Origin of the sequence: Saccharococcus sp. Marseille-Q5394, assembly GCF_946901335.1 — a bacterium.
GTDB classification, from domain to species: domain Bacteria; phylum Bacillota; class Bacilli; order Bacillales_A; family Planococcaceae; genus Sporosarcina; species Sporosarcina luteola_C.
This window is the reverse complement of record NZ_CAMPPQ010000001.1, coordinates 411,579-432,630: the sequence shown is the minus strand read 5'-3', so window position 1 is coordinate 432,630 and position 21,052 is coordinate 411,579. Positions and strand designations below refer to the sequence as shown.

General features: G+C 44.3%; 18 protein-coding genes. 3 read left to right on the top strand and 15 right to left on the bottom strand.

The features are described 5' to 3' along the window. Positions 1–22: 22 nt before the first annotated feature. The 3 genes from thrS to acnA form a co-directional block, all read right to left on the bottom strand. The gene (gene thrS, locus OC538_RS02150; protein ID WP_262173056.1) at positions 23–1,225 is read right to left on the bottom strand and encodes a threonine--tRNA ligase; all 1,203 of its coding nucleotides are present in this window, start codon (positions 1,223–1,225) and stop codon (positions 23–25) included. Positions 1,226–1,809: 584 nt separating this feature from the next. Next, positions 1,810–4,035: an S-layer homology domain-containing protein gene (locus OC538_RS02145; protein WP_262175098.1), complete on the bottom strand. Its 2,226-nt coding sequence runs from the start codon at positions 4,033–4,035 to the stop codon at positions 1,810–1,812. Between the two features lie 187 nt (positions 4,036–4,222). After that, positions 4,223–6,937, bottom strand: a complete 2,715-nt coding sequence (acnA, locus tag OC538_RS02140) for an aconitate hydratase AcnA (RefSeq protein ID WP_251694597.1) — start codon at positions 6,935–6,937, stop codon at positions 4,223–4,225. 282 nt (positions 6,938–7,219) lie between these two features. Between acnA and OC538_RS02135 the strand changes: the two genes are divergently transcribed. Beyond that, on the top strand, positions 7,220–7,765 hold the full coding sequence (locus OC538_RS02135) for a cysteine hydrolase family protein (RefSeq protein WP_262173054.1): 546 nt from the start codon (positions 7,220–7,222) through the stop codon (positions 7,763–7,765). A gap of 109 nt (positions 7,766–7,874) precedes the next feature. After that, positions 7,875–8,129 (top strand): GlsB/YeaQ/YmgE family stress response membrane protein, encoded by a 255-nt coding sequence (locus OC538_RS02130; protein WP_251624282.1) that lies wholly within the window; start codon positions 7,875–7,877, stop codon positions 8,127–8,129. 50 nt (positions 8,130–8,179) lie between these two features. Here the strand turns inward: OC538_RS02130 and OC538_RS02125 are convergent, their stop codons facing one another. Both OC538_RS02125 and OC538_RS02120 read right to left on the bottom strand, forming a co-directional pair. After that, entirely contained in the window at positions 8,180–8,839 is a 660-nt protein-coding gene (locus OC538_RS02125) for a lytic transglycosylase domain-containing protein (protein ID WP_262173052.1), read from the bottom strand. Positions 8,840–8,866: 27 nt separating this feature from the next. Then, complete coding sequence (locus tag OC538_RS02120; protein WP_262173051.1) at positions 8,867–9,466, bottom strand: SCO family protein; 600 nt, start codon at positions 9,464–9,466, stop codon at positions 8,867–8,869. A gap of 283 nt (positions 9,467–9,749) precedes the next feature. Here OC538_RS02120 and OC538_RS02115 point away from each other — a divergent pair, with 283 nt between their 5' ends. Continuing rightward, positions 9,750–10,160, top strand: a complete 411-nt coding sequence (locus OC538_RS02115) for a DUF2621 domain-containing protein (RefSeq protein ID WP_251695282.1) — start codon at positions 9,750–9,752, stop codon at positions 10,158–10,160. Positions 10,161–10,206: 46 nt separating this feature from the next. Here the strand turns inward: OC538_RS02115 and OC538_RS02110 are convergent, their stop codons facing one another. From OC538_RS02110 to OC538_RS02065, 10 genes are all read right to left on the bottom strand, one after another. After that, positions 10,207–10,707 carry a CcdC family protein gene (locus tag OC538_RS02110; protein ID WP_251695283.1) on the bottom strand — a complete coding sequence of 167 codons (501 nt, stop codon included), beginning with the start codon at positions 10,705–10,707 and terminating at the stop codon, positions 10,207–10,209. 22 nt (positions 10,708–10,729) lie between these two features. Next, positions 10,730–11,086, bottom strand: a complete 357-nt coding sequence (locus OC538_RS02105) for a thioredoxin family protein (protein ID WP_410055843.1) — start codon at positions 11,084–11,086, stop codon at positions 10,730–10,732. Between the two features lie 37 nt (positions 11,087–11,123). Beyond that, entirely contained in the window at positions 11,124–11,834 is a 711-nt protein-coding gene (locus tag OC538_RS02100; protein WP_251694601.1) for a cytochrome c biogenesis CcdA family protein, read from the bottom strand. 265 nt (positions 11,835–12,099) lie between these two features. Then, positions 12,100–13,887: an ABC transporter ATP-binding protein gene (locus OC538_RS02095; protein ID WP_251695285.1), complete on the bottom strand. Its 1,788-nt coding sequence runs from the start codon at positions 13,885–13,887 to the stop codon at positions 12,100–12,102. Continuing rightward, complete coding sequence (locus OC538_RS02090) at positions 13,887–15,641, bottom strand: ABC transporter ATP-binding protein (RefSeq protein ID WP_251694602.1); 1,755 nt, start codon at positions 15,639–15,641, stop codon at positions 13,887–13,889. Before OC538_RS02090 ends, OC538_RS02095 begins: the two co-directional genes overlap by 1 nt. 74 nt (positions 15,642–15,715) lie before the next feature. After that, the gene (locus tag OC538_RS02085; protein WP_251694603.1) at positions 15,716–16,048 is read right to left on the bottom strand and encodes a YolD-like family protein; all 333 of its coding nucleotides are present in this window, start codon (positions 16,046–16,048) and stop codon (positions 15,716–15,718) included. Positions 16,049–16,355: 307 nt separating this feature from the next. After that, positions 16,356–17,609, bottom strand: a complete 1,254-nt coding sequence (locus tag OC538_RS02080; RefSeq protein ID WP_262173048.1) for a DNA polymerase thumb domain-containing protein — start codon at positions 17,607–17,609, stop codon at positions 16,356–16,358. 188 nt (positions 17,610–17,797) lie between these two features. Next, positions 17,798–18,598, bottom strand: coding sequence for a DUF6612 family protein (locus tag OC538_RS02075; protein WP_262173047.1), 801 nt, complete (start codon positions 18,596–18,598; stop codon positions 17,798–17,800). A gap of 119 nt (positions 18,599–18,717) precedes the next feature. After that, positions 18,718–19,830 (bottom strand): o-succinylbenzoate synthase, encoded by a 1,113-nt coding sequence (gene menC / locus OC538_RS02070; protein ID WP_262173046.1) that lies wholly within the window; start codon positions 19,828–19,830, stop codon positions 18,718–18,720. Between the two features lie 64 nt (positions 19,831–19,894). Further along, a complete protein-coding gene (locus OC538_RS02065; protein WP_251694607.1) occupies positions 19,895–20,983 on the bottom strand; it encodes a branched-chain amino acid aminotransferase in 1,089 nt (362 codons plus the stop codon). Positions 20,984–21,052 lie beyond the last annotated feature (69 nt).

Here is a 21,052-nt window from a genome sequence, read left to right as displayed (position 1 = left end):
GTGCCAGAAGGAGCACCCATTCTCACTGGCTATTATTTAAACAATCTGTTTGAAAATCCTCGATTTTCATTTGACCAAGGTCCCCTTCATTTCGCTTGCGAACGGATACCATTTTCTTTTCAACTTCCTGATCACCAACGATCATCATGTAGGGAATCTTCTGCTTCTCCGACTCCCTGATTTTCAATCCCATTTTTTCAGTGCGGCGATCCACTTTCACACGGCACCCTTTTGCAGCAAGCTGTACTTTAACTTCATTTGCATAGAAAACATGCTTATCGGCTATCGGAATGATTCTCACTTGTTCCGGTGAAAGCCATAACGGAAATTCTCCAGCATAATGTTCAACGAGAATAGCTAGGAATCTCTCGACTGAACCGAAAATCGCCCGATGGATTATAATCGGCAGTTCGAGTTCATTCTGCTCATTAATATACCGACAATTGAACTTCTCGGGCATTTGGAAATCCAATTGAACTGTGCCGCATTGCCAACTCCGTCCTAACGAGTCAAAAATGTGAAAATCAATTTTTGGTCCGTAGAACGCTCCATCCCCTTCGTTAATGCGATAGGCCATCCCCCGCTGTTTCAACACTTCTTCCAGCGATTGCTCCGCCTCGTTCCACAAGTCGACGGACCCCATATAATTCTCGGGCCTTGTCGATAATTCGACTTCATAACTGAAACCGAACTCCGAATAGATGTCGTCGATCAAATCCAATACACGATCGACTTCGTATTCAATTTGAGCATTACGAACGAATAGATGTGCATCGTCTTGTGTAAATGCACGGACGCGCAAAAGTCCATTCAATGATCCAGATAATTCATGACGATGTACCAAGCCTAATTCCGCATAACGGATCGGCAATTCCCGATAACTTCTTCGTTTATGATTAAAGATAAGCATCGCACCCGGACAATTCATCGGTTTCAACGCATAATGATGTTCATCCACATCGGAAAAATACATATTTTCATGATAGTGATCCCAATGACCGGATTGCTCCCAAAGTTCTTGCTTCATCATGATTGGAGTTTTGATCTCCTCATATCCCGCCTCCTGATGCTTCCGTTTCCAAAGTTGCTCCAACTCATTTCGTACAATCATCCCTTTCGGCAAATAAAACGGCATACCTGGGGCTTCATCTGACGACATGAACAATTCAAGCTCCTGGCCTAATTTCCGATGATTCCTTTTTTCAATTTCCATTTGTACTGACATTGTAATTCCTCCTATTTTATATATAAAATGACCGCACTCCTCCCTAGTAAAGGGACGAATGCGGTCGTGGTGCCACCCTGATTTCGCCATGTTTAATAAACGTAGCGCTCAAACGATATAACGGTCTCCCGATCATAGTTTTCTGCTCGTGCAGTCCTCTACAATAGCTCAAAGGCGGTAAATCAATTCTTCCACTACAGGACTTCCAGCCATGGTCCTGTTCTCTGGCGAAGCTTCCGAAATGAATCATGTCCTTTTCAACGCTTTGTATGAAATTAAAAAAAGACCGCATTCTTCCCTAGTAAAGGGACGAATGCGGTCGTGGTACCACCCTGATTTCGCCAGGCTTAAAAACGTGGCGCTCAATCGATAACGGTCTCCCGATCATAGTTTTCTGCTTAACGCATTCCTCTATGATAGCTCAAAGGTGGTTAATCATCTTTTCCGCTTCAGGACTTCCAGCCCATGGTCCTGTTCTCTGGTGTAGCATCCAAGATAATTCATGTCCTTTTCAACGCTTGTTTATTGATAATTAATTTTATTGTATTATATGCAACTATTTCATCTATGTCAATAAGGAATGATCAATAACGCAGACCTCTTCCATTTTCAGCAATTGCATGGGCCAAGCGAATCGTTGATACTGCCAACTCGGCATAGGACACTTCACGGTTAGGGTTGAACTGGTTTTTCTCTGCTTTTACTAAGCCCAACGAGTTTGCAATGGCTACATAACCCGTATTTGCGGATTGCACTTTATCGGCATCCGCAAAGCCAAGCTTATAGATGCTGTTATCTTTTGCAGCCTGCTCAAGTCCTAATACTCGAATCATCCAAACTGAAAGTTCTTCTCTTGTGACTGGTGCATCGACAGCGAAGTTCTTACCATCCACTTTAATGATACCCGCTTCGACTGCACGTTCAATCTCTTTATATAACGGATGTTTAGGGTCTATATTGTCAAACGTTTGGTTCATTTCTTCCTGCCCGTAGTAATAGCCGCCATAATAGAAATAAGTGAGTGAGTTCATGAGCACTTTTAATGCTTCCCCTTTTGAAATGGCAGCGTCCCCATTAAAGCTTTTCGCATCTTTAACGTCCAACACTTTGGCGTTAATGAGATAATTGAGCTCTTCTTCCGCCCATGGATGTGTTACGGTTATTGAATCTTTACCGTTCAGCAAGTTATTCCATTTTCCTGTATTGGCGTTCACATAACTAAAGGATTCGTCGTTGAATACAGGTAAATAGACGAGGTCATAATGGTTTTCCTTTACATTTTTAGCATGTTTCATATACGTAAGCTTTAGGCTAAGCGCCTCTTCAAAAATCGTTTTTACCTTTTTTTCGGAAATTACGTCTTTACTTGATGGCCAATTTTCGATTTCTTGATAATTGACATTAAGGCTGTTTAAGGAACCGTCAGCCGCTATCCCTACACTGATCTGATCACCACTGACGACAATTCCATTCACGATTCTCGGGAAGGTGAAGTTATACGAACCCAACCTATCGTCGACATAAGGTTCTTCAATAGGCATTGCATAGTTATGCAGATAGGAAGGGACCCATTCTTTAAGAGATTTCACAGCCTGGCTAAGCGCCTTTTGTTGGCTAAGTTTATTTTCTTTTTTTGAATTCTCCCCGATTTCCATCAGAAGATGGTCTTTCATATTGTAGTAGTGAATAATTTCACCTGTATTTTTATTAATTTCTAAACTTGATCCAGATCCACCATTTGCATATTGGTACATATATTGGACATAAATGACTGGTACTCCATTATAATTCTCCATTTCTTGAATTGACTCAATCCTTAACTTTACTTTATCAGAATCAATGGCAAGAAACCTTTCGGCAATCTTTTTCGCGTCTTCTACCGTAATGCCATCCTGCTTTGCAGGAAGCGGCTTTTCTGTAATCTTTTCAATTTTCGTCTTCCCTGGCAAGTTCGATGCATAGCCGTTTGCAGTCATCCACTTCCCTGTTGCCGCTTCAACACCCTGTATTTTTGCCGTTGGACGGTAGACGAGCTCTACAGTGCGGTCGCTCGTTTGGTAATCGTAGTTTATTTGATAATTCAATTCCACATAAAGATTTTCTTTCACTTTTTTCAGCATCTCATTTTTATCTTTAGTTTTTGTGACATCATCAAAAGTTGATGATGTCGCACTTTCACCAGGAAACATTTTGTAAAAATTAACGATTTCACCATTTCCTAATACAGAAACCTCCATTCTTTGATCAGCAATGGATACCTGATTTTTTGTACGTGCAAATGTAAACGAATAGCGTATCGGTTCTGTTAAGATTTGTTGCGGATAATAATTGAATGTATCTGCTTCTAATTGATAGTCTTTTCCATCAAGAAACTTCTTCATAAAATCTTCTGCGATTTTCCTTGCTTCCTCTTTTGAAACTTTTGCTGGGAACAAAGCATCCTTCACGTTAGGAGGCTGATAGGAAAAGTATTCAAGATCCAGATCCTTCCCGACAAAACCTATATTCCCATACACTCTCTTCCCATCAATCATTTTAGTGAAATAAAGATCATGCCGCACAGTTTCATCCTCAGGATAAATATGCGAACTGTTCACTTGAAAATCGGCATTTGTTAAGTAATCAAACTGATTGGGGAACACCTTCCGGAATTTCTTAATCAATTCCTCTTTCGAGATAACAGTATTTGTGGCAGCAACTTGGATACGTACTTCTGGTTGTCCCTTCAAAGTAGTTGAAGCATCGGCAATTGAAGAAAACATTCCTAGAGACAAAACGGAAGAGGTTACAATCATACTTAGTTTTTTCATTTTCACTAAAAAATCCTCCTTAGTACAATTCTTTTTGTGTTAGAAAGCAATCTTTAGATTGTATGATTGAGGGTTAGAGAAAAGAACGTAGTGAATTCAGCAAGTTCTATATAAGCAATATTTATTGATCAGTAAAAACTCATAAAGAAAAGGCGCCCGATTTTATCGGACGCCTTTGTTAAGCTTATTAGTTATTCTTCATTTTATCACGAAGAACCATTTGAAGGATTCCGCCGTGACGGTAGTAGTCTACTTCTACGTCAGAGTCGAAACGTGCTAATACGTCGAATTCTTTGACGGAGCCGTCCTTTGCAGTTGCTGTCACTTTCAGGATATCGCGAGGTTTTACACCTTCCGCGATGTTCACGCTGATTTCTTCTTCGCCAGTAAGACCAAGTGTTTCAGCGCTTTCCCCTTTCATGAATTGAAGAGGAAGTACACCCATCATGACTAGGTTCGAACGGTGGATACGCTCGTAACTTTCCGCGATGACTGTTTTGATACCTAGTAGTGAAGTACCTTTTGCAGCCCAGTCACGTGAAGAGCCCATTCCGTAGTCTTTCCCAGCGAGAATGACAAGGCCTGTTCCGTCCTCCTGATAACGCATAGCTGCGTCATAGATCGGGCAGATTTCTTTTGTCGGCCAATACGTTGTGTAGCCGCCTTCCGTGCCTTTTGCAATTTGGTTACGGATACGGATATTCGCGAATGTACCGCGCATCATAACCTCATGGTTACCACGTCGGGAACCGTATGAGTTGAAGTAACGTGGTTCTACTCCATGTTCGCGCAAGTATTTTCCAGCCGGTGTATCTTTACCGATTGCACCTGCAGGAGAAATATGGTCCGTTGTGATTGAATCACCGAATTTACCGATGACACGAAGTCCAGAAAGAGCTTCGATATCAGCAGGCTCTTTTGAAAGTCCTTCGAAGAACGGCGGGTTTTGGATATATGTTGAGTTTTCATCAAAATCGTACAAGGAATCGTCAGTTGTTTCGATAGCATTCCAAGCTTCGTTTTCAGTGAATACACGAGCATATTCTTTACGGAACAATTCAGGTGTTACTGTCGCTTTAACGACTTCCTTCACTTCTTCCGTTGTTGGCCAGATATCTTTGAAGTAAACATCTGTGCCGTCTTTTGCTTTACCGATCGGATCTTTTTCAAAATCGATATCGACAGTACCAGCAAGTGCATAAGCGACAACAAGTGGCGGTGAAGCCAAGTAGTTCGCTTTTACGAGTGGGTGGATACGTCCTTCAAAGTTACGGTTACCGGATAGAACAGATGAAACTAACAGGTCGTTTTCCGTAATCGTTTTCTCGATTTCCGGAAGAAGTGGACCGGAGTTTCCGATACAAGTCGTACACCCGTAACCGACTGTGTTGAATCCGATTTGATCCAAGTAATTGGAAAGACCGGATTCTTCGAGGTAGCCTGTAACGACTTTTGAACCTGGCGCAAGTGATGTTTTCACGTATGCAGGAGGTGTAAGTCCTTTTTCGACAGCCTTCTTCGCAACAAGTCCAGCACCTAACATTACGTATGGATTGGAAGTGTTCGTACAAGAAGTGATCGCTGCAATTGCAAGGTCTCCTGTTGTCATGCCGACAGTACGGCCGTCTGCGAACTCGACTGTAGCTTTCTTTTCGAATTCCTTCGGAGTAAGACCGAAGCCTTGGTTCCCTTCAGGAGCAACAACAGAATCTTTGAACGAACGTTGTAATCCGGAAAGCGGAATCAAGTCTTGTGGACGTTTTGGTCCAGCAAGGTTCGCTTCGATTTTCGTAAGATCAATTTCAATTACTTCCGTATATGTCGGCTCTTCTTTATCAGGAGTGAAGAACATGTCGTTCTCTTCAAGATATTTTTGTACGACTTGAATATGCTCTTCATCACGGCCTGTCAAACGCATGTAATCAAGAGATTCTTCGTCAACTGGGAAGAAACCGCAAGTTGCGCCGTATTCAGGAGCCATGTTAGCAATTGTCGCACGGTCTGCAAGTGGCAATTTGGATACGCCTGGTCCGAAGAACTCGACGAATTTACCAACAACGCCATGTGCACGTAGTGTTTGAGTCACTTTAAGCGCAAGGTCAGTCGCAGTTGTGCCGTTCGGAAGTTCGCCAACCAATTTCACACCGATAACTTCAGGGATTGGGAAGTATGAAGGCTGTCCAAGCATTCCTGCTTCAGCTTCAATTCCACCAACACCCCATCCGAGAACTCCGATACCGTTGATCATTGTTGTGTGGGAGTCTGTTCCGACAAGTGTGTCCGGATACGTTTCAAATGTGCCATCTTCGTTTTCCACTTCATGGACAACCGCAGCAAGGTACTCTAGGTTCACTTGGTGAACGATACCTGTTGCAGGAGGCACTGCACGATAGTTATCGTAAGCTTTTTGTGCCCAGCTCAAGAATTGATAACGTTCAGCGTTACGCTCGAACTCGAGTTCCATATTAAGGCGAAGTGCATCTGATGTGCCGTAGCGGTCAACTTGTACCGAGTGGTCGATAACAAGGTCAACCGGAATTTCAGGATTGATTTTGTTTGGATCTCCGCCCATTTCAGCCATAGCTGAACGCAGAGATGCTAGGTCAACGACAACTGGAACTCCAGTGAAGTCTTGTAGGATTACGCGGGAAGGTTTGAAAGGAACTTCTGCGTCCTTGTCTGCATCCTTGCCCCATTTTGCCAAGTTTTCAACGTGTTCGTCTTTGATCACATACCCGTCATGTTGGCGCAGGACGGACTCAAGTAGCACTTTTACTGAATAAGGTAGTCTGGAAATATTCGCAACGCCGGCATCTTCAAGTGCTTTAATATGGTAATAGTTATATGTTTTACCGTTCAACTCGAAAGATTTGCGGCTGTTGTGCAAATTACTTTTTGCCATTTGTGAATTCCTCCTTTATCTATTGAAAAGGTTTTGTGTAAGCGTTTCTCTACTCCATCATAGTACAGCTAAGTTCATAAGTAAAATACTTAAAAATTATAGTCTTTCATAAGAAAACCTGATGACCGTATGTATGAAGGCATAAAGAATCAGCTCACTGTCAAGTATATTCTGAAAAACTCGTTCGCGCAAAGTTTTGAATCTGTGTAATAGAAATCTACTGAGTTTTTATTATATATGTGGCATGATAGATAGGAAGATATGTAAAAGGGAGTGGGATTGTTGAAAAAAGCATTGTTGGTAATCGATTACACTTATGATTTCGTTGCAGAGGACGGAGCACTGTCATGCGGTCAGCCAGGCATTGACTTGGAAACGTATATTGTTGACCTGACAAAGGAGTTCTTGGCCGAAGGGGATCTTGTCATCATGCCCGTCGATCTTCACGAAGAAAATGACCCTTATCATCCCGAATCAAGGATGTTCCCTCCGCACAATATTAAAGGGACAGCGGGACGGAATCCATACGGTGCACTTCACGCTTTATATGAAGAGAATCAAGATCAGATTATCTGGATGGATAAAACGCGTTTTAGCGCTTTTGCAGGAACCGATCTCGAATTACAGCTTCGAGCACGCGGAATAACTGAATTGCATCTTGTCGGCGTTTGCACGGACATATGCATTCTTCATACGTCGGTCGATGCCTATAATCGGGGTTTTGATATCGTTATCCACGAAAGAGGGGTTGCGAGCTTCGATCCCGCTGGCCATGAATGGGCACTACGACATTTTGAAAAGACACTCGGAGCCAAAGTAATCCGCTAATCTCAATATTTTTTAGTGATTCTCTTATGTAGATGTTTAATGTATGGGAAAAACGGATATCCAAATACTACATAAGCAATTATGAATCACTAAAAAGGAGATGGATTAAATGAGCTTTATTTGGTTTCTAATTATTGGTGGAATTATCGGTTGGCTCGCAGGACTTATTTTAGGAAAAGACATTCCAGGTGGAGTCATCGGTAATATCATTGCCGGTATCATCGGTGCTTGGATTGGCGGTATGCTGCTTGGATCATGGGGTCCTAAAGTTTCGGACTTCTATATCCTACCTGCATTGCTCGGTGCGATCATCCTCGTGTTTATTGTGAGCTTAATCATGAAATCGATGCGCAGAGCTACTTGAATGAAAAAATGAAAAAGAGCGTCAAGAGATTTTTCTCTTGACGCTCTTTTTCATTTACTTTCCAATCTCTGGGTTTCAAATTCATTGAAGAACCATAAGACGTCTTCTACATATTTATCACTATGGTTGTAATGGAATACCGCCTTTTCAATCTCCCCATCGGCTGCCCCGCTCTTGGACAAATAATGTGCGGCGCTGAATATCGCATCTTCAATATCAAATGGATCTGCAATTCCATCCCCGTTAGCATCGACTCCGTACCCGCCATACTTTTTAATGACAGTAGGATCGGTCTTGTCCTTATCGGGTATATTCCCTTTTCCAAGGCCTCCGCATCCCGGATATCCCCACCCTACAAATGTGCAAGGCATGAACTGCATATGACCTTCAGCTCCGGCTGGAGATAATAAAGGATCCATCGTTGAAAAGCGTGTTTCAATCCGATGATGGGCAGCGAGAAGCGTCCAAGGAATGCCGTACTCCGTTGCAGCCGCTTGATAGACCGGAATATACTCTTCCGGTATGACCAATGCGGTATGCCGATCTTGGAATTCCAGCAACGTGCTTGCAGATTTCTTTATGAGCTCGGGATTTTGGATACCTGTCCAAATAATAGCCGATATGGTGAAGGTGGTTACAGCAACAGGGATAAGTAAAACGATCATAAAAATTTTCGTTTTAATGGATAACCCCTTTTTCTTCTTCTTCACTGTACCACCCTTTTCATTTCATTCTCGTTACGATTTAGGCTTTTCTTTAATGAGCGCTTTCATGTCTTTCACGATTTCCTCGTAAGGAACTTCTTCCGCCCCACTGTAAGTCTTTACAGACACTCCGTCTTTATTTACTAAGCTGAATGCCGTTCCATGGACAACTTGGTCTTCCCCTGGAGCTTTACTGACGAACGTCTTGAAAGATCCAATTGCCAAGTTTTCAATCGTTTCCTGGCTATATCCAGTCAACATTTCCCATTTGCTTTGATCGACAGGTTCGAATGCATCTACGTATTCCTGCAAAGCTTCAGGCGTATCATTTTTAGGGTCTATGCTGAAAGATACGATTTTATAATCTTCGACGCCTTCGTCATGCAGCATCTTCTGCAAATCTGTCATATTCGCCATCATTGGCAGACAGACAGTTTCACAGTTTGTGAAAACGAATTGGGCAATCCAGACAGTCCCCTTCAAATCGTCAAGAGATACTTGCTCATGATGTTGGTTCGTAAATTCAAACGGTTCAATCTTATATTTATGATCCGCCTTGAATCCACCCATTGAACATGCACTCATTACTAGCATAAGCATCGTAATGGACAATAAAAATATTTTTTTGCGCATATACAGACTCCTCCACTTTCAGTACTTACTTTATCATAGTGGATGCATACTTATCAAACAACCGCATGGGATCATCGTTCTTGTCCAATCTTTGACGTTTCCGTGAAGTTCATTTCACATTTAATGAAACAAGCGCAGGGTGCCTTTCGCTGGATTGAATTTAAAAAGGCCTCCAATGCGACCCGAAATGGAGGAAAGGATACTTTGTCCGTGTATTTTTTTGAAAAAGCTCTTATAATGGAGAATAGAATGGAAGAGGTGAAGACAGTTGCAAGATTTTTTTATGTGGTTCATCATTTTTTGGTGTGTCGTCCTGATTGGACTTTTTGGAATCGGTGGCTTTTTCATGTTCCGCAAATTCCTGAAAGTGTTTCCGAAGGCGGATGGTAAATCGACGCTTGATTGGGAAGAGCATTATGTGAATGAATCCCTTCATCTCTGGAATGAGGAAGCGAAAGATTTATTGAATGAACTCGTAAGCCCCGTTCCAGAATTATTCCGTGACGTCGCTAAACAGAAAATCGGCTCTAAAATCGGCCAAATTGCGTTGGAAGACCGTGCAAAGGCGGTAAGCTTCGATCATATTATCCGCGGCTACATTCTCGCCACTCCAAAACGCGATCATAAATTTTTACGCAGGAAATTGGATTCGATGGAAATCGATATCACTCCATACGAGCATTTATTTGATTAACAAAAGCAGAGTCACCGGAGTCTAGACGCGATACAAAAAACCTCCCTTACACTTGGGAGGTTTTTTCAATGGTGTTTTTTAGTTTGTAATATTTCACTAGCATCCCGATGCGCCAAGGAACAATCATGCCGAATGCCAATATCCAGAACATGCCGCCAAGCTCCCCGACGTCGATGGTGCTGCTTAAAATCAATTTCGCGACAAAACGTACAATTAAAAGCCCGAATAGGATGAACAGGAACGCTCTGGATTTTTTGACGTAAAGCTTTTCATCCTTTTCCTCAAAATTTGTCGTTTTGATCAACACAATCGAAAATAGCATTCCAACAAAGACCGATTCCAGAACTTGTGTCAAAGGCACCCTGAATTCTTCAAATAAAAACATAAGAGCCCCTGTCGACATGAACAGTGGCGGCAAGATGATCCGTTTCGGTGAAATCGGTCTTTTCGCCGCCTTTGTCCGGACGATGAACGCCATAGTTCCCATAAAGAGAAACAATAGCGTTGACCCGACAATCAAGTAGACGGATGGTATTTCATTGAAAATGAAATCAACGATTCTCTCAAGCTCAAGCATGGTCCTCCCCCCACTCCACCAACTCGTCCAAACGGTACTTCAACTGTTCCATCTGTACGAATCTGGCAAACCTGGCTGTTTCCTTGCCCCGATGGAACAGAAGGACAACCGGGGCGGTGAATAAGGCGAGCTGGCCCGCCATTTCAGGAACTTGTGCAGCATTCACTCTATAAAAAGGGAATGGATATTCCTCTTCCAGTTCGGCCACTTGCGGATATAGCCCTTCACAGACGGAGCAATGATCCGTTTTGACAAACAATAATAGCCGCGGCTCACTTACCGTGATGTCCAGCCATTGTTCAAAAGATCCGATCTCGTTCATCGGCAGTTCCTCCACTTCAAAAATCAATTACGCCTCCAAGCAAGATGCTCGGAGGCTATTATTGTTAAAAACCTTGGAAATCGCCGAATATCGGGCTAAGTAAGCTTGTTAGGAAAACAATGCCGTCAAAGAACAGCAATAGTCCGAAGGCAATCATAATATAACCGCCGACTTTCATTATTAGGTTGCTGTTTCTTCGGATCCAGCCAAGTCGTGTAATGAAGAACGACAAGACGAAAAACGGAATCGCAAAACCGAGTACATACATCATCATGTATAGCATACTGGAACCAGGATTTGCTGCCGCCAGTCCGATGATGGCTCCGATGATCGGTCCCATGCACGGTTGCCATCCCGCAGAAAAGGCGAGCCCGATCAATGCTGTCCCTAAATAACCGGCAGGACGGTTTTTGAATTGCAGCCGATGTTCTTTCATTAAAAACTTCGGTGTAAACAATCCAATGACCATGAGTCCGAATAAGACGATGAAAATGGCACCGATTTGTCTAAGCAGATCTTTATACTGGATGAAGAAAGTGCCGACAAATGATGTACTGAACCCTAAAAAGACGAAAACTACCGAAAATCCGAGTAAAAAGAAAATCGTATGGAGTATGCCGTTGCGGTTCATCCTTTTCGAATCCGCTTTCAAATCGTCGATCGACATGCCGGTAATATAAGATATGAATGCCGGATACAATGGCAGGACACAAGGCGAAATAAAACTGAGAAAACCCGCGCCGAATGCTAGGAATATATTTAAATCAGTTGCCATCATTCTCTCCCCTTCATTTTTCTTCTCCCATCGTATCAAATCTGAAGCCGAAATTCGCTTATTTTAACTGTGAATACTTTATGACATCGTAGAAAAGCGCAGGGCGCCCGGAGCTGGACATCTAAAGATAGCTGAGTCAAAGGTCCTGAAATGACCATATATATTGGGAAATGATCAATAAGTTTTGAATGGTACAGCTAGACACAGAAAAAACGGCTTGCATCGCATTGTGTTATTAATGCAAGCAAGCCGGTTCATCTATCACTTATATTGCGTCATCCATAATTCCATTTTGAAGCTGATACATCATATAATACAATCCTTTTTGCGTCAGCAATTGCTGGTGGTTTCCGCGTTCGACAATCTCACCTTGGTGGAGGACGAGGATCAGTTCGGCATCCTGGATTGTGCTCAACCGATGGGCGATGGCAATTGTGGTCCGGCCCTTCCGCATTTTTTCCAGGCTTGCTTGGATGGCGACTTCCGTTTCCGTATCGATATTAGCAGTCGCTTCATCCAACACAAGGATTTTCGGATTTGTCGCGATTGTCCGTGCGAACGCGACAAGTTGGCGCTGTCCGCTTGAGAACGTCGATCCCCGCTCCGTCACTTTCTGTGAATATTTATCCGGCAGCTTTTCAATAAATTCATTCGCCTGGACGAATTCGGCTGCGGCACGTACTTCCTCCGAGGACATCCCTTCATTATGAAGGCGTATATTGCTTTCGATATCCCCATAGAACAGGAATGGATCCTGTAGAACTAATCCAATTTTCTTCCTCAGTTCCGCTTTTGGCAAGTCCTTCAAGGAAACACCGTCAATGAGGATTTCTCCTTGGCCGTACTCATAGAACCTCATGAGCAAATTGATGATGGAGCTCTTTCCGCTTCCCGTATGACCGACCAACGCAACGGTTTCGCCGGCATTCGCAGTGAAAGAAATATTTTTCAATACATCGTTCTTGCCGTCGTAGGAAAACGTCACATTCCGGAATTCGATCGTTCCTTCCTGGATTTCCTTATGCTCGGTTTCCTGTTGCGCAGGCTCCATGTCAGGATCATCCATTAATTTAAATACACGTGACGCCGAAACGAGCGCCTGTTGGAAAATGGACATCCGCTGCATCACTTGTTGGACCGGTTGGAATAAACGGCCGATCAGCGTTGTGAACGCATAGATGATCCCTACTTCGACAGCACTATCCAGTGACATGAATCCGAAATAGCCAAGGACGCAAACGATTGCGAATGCATATAGCAAGTCGATGAATGGTCCTAACAGCACACTATCAAATTTGATGTTCCGCATGCCTGCGCGATAGTGTCCCTCGTTGATATCATCGAACTCCTTAGACAAACGCTCCTCTTGCCGGAAAGCCTGAATCATGCCCATGCCTGATAATGATTCGGCAATCTTGGCATTCAATTGGCTCAGTCTCTCCCGGATATCTTGATAGAAATCCGCACTGTATCGTCGGTAAACGATGATGATTGCCAAGAATAACGGCAAAAGCACCATGGATGCAAACGATAGTTTCACATCTAGTGAAAAGAGAGCGATATAGACACCGATAATGACGAAAATTGCTTGCAGGAACGTGACAACGACACTGACAAACATCTCTTTGATTGATTCCGTGTCGTTCGTCACTCGTGACACGATGCTTCCTGCAGGTGTCCTGTCAAAGTAACGCATACCTAGCCCTTGGACTTTCGAGAACACATCGATCCTCATTTGTTGAATGACCTTTAAGGCGATGTCCTGAAAACGGAGCGACTGAAAATAGGACACGACGACAATGAATATTTGCAACCCGATGTAGACGAGCGCAAGCGTCATCACTTCATTCTTCGGGAAGTTGAGCGGCGTCAAATAATTATCGATGAATGATTGGATGATGAGTGGGCCGATAATGCTTCCTGCTATTGTTAAAACAAGGAAGAATAATGCGATTGAGATGCTTACTTTATGTGGAATTGCATAGCGCATCAACCGCTTGAACACTTTCCATTGATCCTTCGCTGTCAATTTAGGCTGTTTTTCCAACTGCATCACTCTTCCCCTCCTTGCTCGACAAGTACTTCCAATTGCTGCAAGTCGTACATTTCCTTATATCTTCCGTCCAATGCAATCAATTCTTCATGTGTGCCCGCCTCGACAATCGTACCTTCATGCATGACGATTATTTTATGGGCATGCTGGATGGCGCTTAATCGGTGGGACGTAATGACTGTCGTCTCGCCTGTCCGTGTCCGCTTCAGTGACTCGAGGATCGCTTCTTCGGTTTTTGCGTCAACCGCTGACAGCGAATCATCCAAAATGAGCAATTCGGGTTGCATGATTAGTGCGCGTGCAATGGATACTCGTTGCTTCTGGCCTCCGGACAAGGAAACCCCACGTTCCCCAACGACTGTTTCATAGCCTTCTGCGAATCCTTCAATATCATCGTGGATATGAGCTAGCCTTGCTGCTTCATAAATCTTTTCCCGATCAATTTTCGGATTTGTGAACGCGATATTTTCCGCAATCGTCGTTGAGAATAGGAAATGATCCTGTGGCACGTAGCCGATTGACTCGCGTAAACGCTGTTGTTTGTATTGATTGATCGGGTGGCCGCCATATACGATGCTTCCTTTATACCCTTCAAATTCTCTCAACAATAATTTCAGGATTGCCGTTTTTCCGGAGCCGGTCTTTCCGACAATGCCTAGCGTCTCTCCGCGCTTCAAAGTGAAATGGACGTTATGGAGTGCCGCGCTTTCATCGTCTGGAAATTTGAATTCATCGACGTCGAAGTGAAGATCCCCTTCCGGCCGGCGATCGATGGCTCCTGTGACGTCCTTAATATCCGGATTGATGGACAATAGTTCCGTAATACGGCTGTACGAAGCATTTCCGCGTTCCACAATATTGAATAGAAACCCGAAAGCGAGCATTGGCCATACAAGCAGTCCCAGGTATGTACTGAACGCGACCATATCACCGATGGACATATCCCCTGAGATGATGAATTTTGTTCCGAAGTAGAAAGATAGGATGTAAGATACCGCAAATATGCCTGTGATGGTAGGATCGAATAGTGCATCGACTTTTGCCACTCTCATATTTTTCGCGACTACATCCGTTGAAAGATCCGTAAAATCTTCAATATCTTCCTTTTCCTGACCGAATGTTTTGATTACTTTTATGCCAGAAATGCTTTCTTGCGTCTTATCATTTAGATTGGAGAATGCCTCTTGTGCAAAGCGGAAACGCTTGCGCAGCAATCTACCGTAATAGCTTGTCAGGAAAATCATGAATGGAAACGGAATTAGTGCAATGACTGTCAATTTCCAGTTGATGGTCAATGCCATTGTCAAGATGACGAAACCGCCCGTGGAAATGGAGTCGACAAGCGTCAAAATTCCCATTCCTGCCGTCTGTTGAACGGCGTTGATGTCATTCGTCGCATGGGCCATCAAGTCCCCAACCCTTCTTTTTTGATAAAAGGAAGGTGACATTCTTGTAAAATGATTGAATAATTTCTCCCGCATCGTTCGCGATAAAAGAACCGCAGAGCCGAAGATCATCACGCGCCAGTAATAACGGGACACGTACATGAGAATTCCCGCGATTGCTAAGATGATGAGCCATTTCGTCAGCTCGGAAGCTGTCAATGTGGCTTCCGTAATATCATCGACAATCAAGCCGATGATTTTTGGAGGAAGCAATTGCAATAAGGAAACGAACACGAGCGCTGCGACGCCAAGTCCATATTGTTTCTTCCGTTGTTTGAAAAACCAGCCAAGCTGCAGTAAAACTTTCAAAGTAATCCCCCTTTTTCTCTATCTTTGAATAGTCTATCAAAAGTCCGAACAATAGAAAAGGTACGAAACTCAAATTATTCGGATTCTGAAATACTTTTCAGGTGGACAAAGGGGATGCGATGTGTTTCGCCGTTGTCGGAAATGAGGTGCAACGTTCCGTCCAGCGTGTTGATTTTTTGGATGTATCCTTTGCTTTCCGCTACTTTTTCGTGGTCCCAATAGTGTATGGAAATTTGCAAATTCCTTTCTGCAGCTTCGTGGATTTGATAGTTCCATTGTTCGAGTTGCTGTTCATCGGGCTGTTGCCTTAGTTGATGCTCGTCTTCTTTTTGCCATTCGCGCAGCTGTTCGAGATGTTCGGGCAGCATCATCGACGTCCATTTAATACGTCCTCGATCACGGATCATCTTATCATCTCCCTTGACTAATTAATAACCGGATTTCCGCTTCAGGCGGACGCTTTCCGCGGGCGTCGCCGCCTTCCGCTCCAATCCTAGAAGATACTTAATTTAAAAGTTCAATTGATAACTATAGGGAATTATTCCACGAATTTCCATAATACAAGAAATGACCAACAAAGATGAGGTGAAAAAATACCTGTTGACACGCAGAGAAACTTGAAGGTGAGTTGGCTGAATTAAAACGAAAACTAAATGATGTTGGCTAATAGACACCCGACTCCTGACCAAGTTGGATGGTCTTTTTTATATGCGTCTACTTGTAATGCCCGCCGATGAGTTTGGAGCGATGGACGGCGGTTCCTGCGTCTGTGTAGGAAACTGCTCGCAATATAGCTGTGGAGCCGTATTTTTTGCGCAATGAATCCATTGCTTCCCCGAGTTGGCGATTGCGCCATTTATGCTGATCGAAAAGGCTGAGCTGCATGGCATATTCGTTTTCAAGATTTGCCAAGCTGATGGCGATGCGCCGTACGGGACGGCCGTCGTGGAATTCGTCGAGCAGCTTTGTGCAAAGCCGGTAAATAGCCATCGTGTCATTTGTCGCCTCATGCATCGAACGGGAACGGCCGAAGCCTCCTCCAAGTGAATTCTTCGAATAGCCAATGGACAGATGGACCGTCCGACCCGCCTTGCCTGCCTGCCTCGCCCGCAATGCGACATCTTCACACATTTCGAGGATGACAGCGAGGATGTCTTCCCGCTTTGTGTAATCGCGGTATAGAATCTGCCCCTTTCCGTAGCTGATCTGTCCTTCAATGAGCGGCGCACCGAGATCGGACAAGTCGATGCCGTGCGCATGATGATACAATTGATTACCCATGATGCCAAATTTCGTTTCAAGCCGTTCGAGAGGCGTACGGGCTAAATCGCCTACTGAGAAGATCCCCATATTGTTCAACGTCTTTTCAAGTCGGCTGCCGATGCCCCACATTCGGCTGAGCGGGGCGACCGGCCATAACCTCTTCGGTACATCTTCATACGTCCAGCGGGCAAAGCCGGTCTTTTTCGCATCCAAGTCAAGGGCGAGCTTCGCCATCAGCATATTCGGACCCATTCCACAGGCGGATCGGAGCTGGTATTGGCTGACAAGCTCGTCTTGGATTCGCTCGACCGTTTCCTCAGGGTCACCCCATAGCCGCTCGGTCCCTCCCAAGTCAATGAAGCTTTCGTCGACGGAATAGACATGGATTGCCTCTTTCGGTACGTAGCGATTCAAATTTTTGGCGATTTCCATTGAAACATCAATGTAAAACTGCATTTTCGGCTCAATCAGCCGTATGGATGGGTCATCCGGGATTTCATAGAGCCGCATTCCGGTCTGCACACCGAATTCCTTCTTCAACGCGGGAGAAGCAGCCAGGACGATGCCCCCTTTCCGTTCTTTATTGCCGATAATCGCAATCGGCGTATCCATAACATCGAGCCCTTCGATTGCAGCCGCACAACTGGCATAGAAGCTTCGCATATCCAGACATACAATTTTCCGGTCCGGCAAATCTTCATACATGCATATCCCTCCCGAAAGTAAAAAGAACATCCGTTCTGTATAGTATACCCAGAACAGATGTTCATATTCAATGGTCCTTATTGCCAATTGGGAAAAATGGAAAGTAGATTATCGCTTAATAGTCCAATAGCCTTATATTCTGCAATAAAAAAAAGCATCTATCCCGTTTGGATAGATGCTTCTTCGTTTCATTCCGCTGTCATACTACTAACTTTCTCTGGAAGCTTGAAATCTTCGATATCATTAAAATAACTATACGTCGCGTTCAATTTCTGACGAGAACGATATGAATTACCATCACGATAATTCCTCATATCGGAAGACCATTTGAAACTCGTCACGTAAGATGTGCTTTTATTGAAAGTGATGACCAATTCAACTTTGTCAACGATGTTGAAGCCATCCTGAGATGGTCCGATATCCGGGAAAAGTTCTTTAATCCGCTTGTAATCGTTGCGGTCTAGTGACAATTTCAATGCATAACCATACTCGATCGGTTCGAGTACAAACTCATCTTCGAATTCTTTGAATTTGGACAGATCAAGCATTGGATGCGATTCGGCAGCCAGCGTTCCGAACAATTCTTCGATCGACCCAGATGGCAGCTCTTCCCAATCGCTTTCATTTTCAGGCTTTGCAAACGTCCGGTCGCCCACTTGATATAAATCTTGCTTCCAGCTTTTTACGCCGCGCGGGGAAATGATCGATTTTTGGCGTACTTTCATCGGATCAAGGAAAGCGTCAATCGTCATATCGAATTTTGCGCCTGCTTTTTCAGGATTTTCGATATCTCCGTCATATACAGTCACTGCGTAATCATCGTACACAATATGGGCTCGTACAGCTTTCAACGAATTTTCCATCGCTTCTTGTGATTTATCCAATAAATCTCCAGCCGTCATTTTCTTTTGAGCCGTTCCTGAACTGCTGCAAGCAGCCAGCAGAAGAACAAGCGAGCCGACAGCAAGGGCATTGATTATTTTTTTCACATGTAAACTTCCTCTCTACAAAACCTACATTCATTTTACTGGAATTTGCGCACTTCATCAATCCATTAGCCGGATATTTCGCTAGAGAAGTTGCATTTTCGTAAAATCATAGATGACAATCAATTTTCTTTAAAATGCCAAATGTCCGTCGTAAATTCCTCAATGGTGCGGAGATTTGGCGTAAAACCGATTCCCGGAGCGGTCGGCACAGTGATATAGCCATTCTCCACGATTACTTCAGGATCGATGATATCCTTTTCCCAATAACGGGACGAACCTGCCGTATCGCCTGGAAGAGTGAAATTCGGGAGTGATGTTAATGCAATATTATGGGCGCGCCCGATTCCCGCCTCCAGCATGCCGCCGCACCAGACGTGAATCCCTTTCTCCATGCAATAATCATGGATCCGCTTTGCTTCAGACAAGCCGCCGACTCTACCGATTTTCACATTGATGACTTTAGTGCTTCCAAGCTCGACCGCTTTCCTTGCGTCTTCAAATGAATTGATGCTTTCATCAAGACAGATCGGCGTCTTCAACTGTTTCTGCAAGACGGCGTGGTCGATAATATCATCGTGTGCGAGCGGCTGCTCAATCATCAGAAGGTTGAATTCATCCAACCGCTTCAACAGGTCGATATCATCTAATGAATAAGCCGAATTTGCATCCGCCATGAGCGGAACGTGAGGAAAAGCGGATCTCAATCCCCGGAGGACTTCAACATCAGCTCCAGGCTTGATTTTCACTTTGATCCGTTTATAGCCTTCCTCCAAATACCTTTGCACTTTATCAACCAAATCGGCTAAATCCTTTTGAATCCCAATGCTGATGCCGACTTCAATCCGCTCGCGTTGACCGCCTAACGCTTCTGCCAATGAAATGCCTTTCCGTTTCGCGTACAGATCCCAAATGGCGCACTCTAGAGAGGCCTTTGCCATATTGTTGCCACGGATCGGCGCAAAGAGGCTGCCGACGTCATCAGGATGGCTAATGTCCTTTCCAAGCAGAAGAGGGATAAGGAAATCGCGAAGCATATGCAAGCTCGTTTCCACAGTCTCCTCCGTATACCACGGGGCATCGAAGGCGACCGATTCTCCCCAGCCCGTGTTCCCCAGCTCATCATGCACTTCCAATAACAGAAAGTGCTTATCCTGCATCGTGCCGAAACTCGTTGAAAAAGGCTCTTTCATTCTCATTTTCATCTCGCGGATTGTCACTTGTGTAATTTGCAAAATCGATACCCCTTTCTTATAAATTCGTAAAAAACACCCTGCCGCTACGACAGGATGCTTGTACTTACTTTACTGTTTCAACGTCAACTGTCATCCGCCATCCGAACGGGTCTTCCGCTCTTCCGGTCTGGATGCCCGTCATCGTGTCATAGACTCTTTGTGCCAAGTCGCCGATCTCTCCGTTATTGACAGTGATTTTCTTTTCGTTCCAATAAAGCTCACCGATTGGAGAGATGACCGCCGCAGTTCCCGTGCCGAACGCTTCTTCCAAGATCCCCGACTGATATGCTTCGTAAAGCTCTTCCATGGAAATCTTACGTTCGGTAATAGGAATGTCCCAATGCTGCAGCAATTCGATGACGGATTTTCGTGTGATTCCTTCCAGAATGCTTCCATTGAGCTCAGGTGTGACCACTTCCCCGTTCAACTTGAAGAAGACGTTCATCGCACCGACTTCCTCGATGTATCGATGTTCCTTTCCATCGAGCCATAGCACTTGCGAATAGCCTTTAGCTTCCGCCACTTCCTGCGCTTTCATCGCGCCTGCGTAGTTACCTGCTGTTTTCGCACTGCCTGTCCCACCTGTTACCGCACGGACGAATTCGGATTCGACAGCAATCTTGACTGGGTTGATGCCTTCTTTATAATAGGCACCGACCGGCGAAAGAATGATCATGAAGCGGTACGTTTTCGATGGAGCGACACCAAGATACGGTTGCGTCGCAAAGATGAATGGCCGGATATAAAGAGATGTCCCTTCAATATTGGGAATCCAGTCTTTATCAACTTGGATCAGTTTTCGAAGACCGGAAAGAGCGAGTTCTTCATCGAAAGCCGGAATGCAAAGCCTTTCATTCGAACGGTTTAATCTTTTCATATTCTCTTCGGGTCGGAAAAGGAGCACTTCTTCATCATCCGTCACATATGCCTTCAGTCCTTCGAACACTGTTTGGCCGTAATGGAATACCATTGCCGCAGGATCGAGCAAGATCGGTTCATACGGAACAATTTTCGGATCGCGCCAGCCTTGCCCTTCCGAATAATCCATCGTAAACATATGGTCGGTAAATATCGTCCCGAAGGAAAGCTGATCGAATGCCGGCTTCGTTTTCGGATTCAAGGTATTTTCAACTTCGATTACTGAATTGGTCATCGTAAATCCCCCTTCTGCTATGTATTTTTTCATTATACACGAAACTGTGGCAACGGATATGGTAAAATG

Bases quoted from the DNA above. Each gene is read 5' to 3' on its own strand.
- OC538_RS02145 (WP_262175098.1), bottom strand. From the start codon at position 4,035: ATGAAAAAACTAAGTATGATTGTAACCTCTTCCGTTTTGTCTCTAGGA.
- OC538_RS02130 (WP_251624282.1), top strand. From the start codon at position 7,875: ATGAGCTTTATTTGGTTTCTAATTATTGGTGGAATTATCGGTTGGCTC.
- OC538_RS02120 (WP_262173051.1), bottom strand. From the start codon at position 9,466: ATGCGCAAAAAAATATTTTTATTGTCCATTACGATGCTTATGCTAGTA.
- OC538_RS02065 (WP_251694607.1), bottom strand. From the start codon at position 20,983: ATGACCAATTCAGTAATCGAAGTTGAAAATACCTTGAATCCGAAAACG.
- OC538_RS02080 (WP_262173048.1), bottom strand. From the start codon at position 17,609: ATGTATGAAGATTTGCCGGACCGGAAAATTGTATGTCTGGATATGCGA.
- acnA (WP_251694597.1), bottom strand. From the start codon at position 6,937: ATGGCAAAAAGTAATTTGCACAACAGCCGCAAATCTTTCGAGTTGAAC.
- OC538_RS02095 (WP_251695285.1), bottom strand. From the start codon at position 13,887: ATGCAGTTGGAAAAACAGCCTAAATTGACAGCGAAGGATCAATGGAAA.
- OC538_RS02100 (WP_251694601.1), bottom strand. From the start codon at position 11,834: ATGGCAACTGATTTAAATATATTCCTAGCATTCGGCGCGGGTTTTCTC.
- thrS (WP_262173056.1), bottom strand. From the start codon at position 1,225: ATGTCAGTACAAATGGAAATTGAAAAAAGGAATCATCGGAAATTAGGC.
- OC538_RS02085 (WP_251694603.1), bottom strand. From the start codon at position 16,048: ATGATCCGTGATCGAGGACGTATTAAATGGACGTCGATGATGCTGCCC.
- OC538_RS02115 (WP_251695282.1), top strand. From the start codon at position 9,750: ATGTGGTTCATCATTTTTTGGTGTGTCGTCCTGATTGGACTTTTTGGA.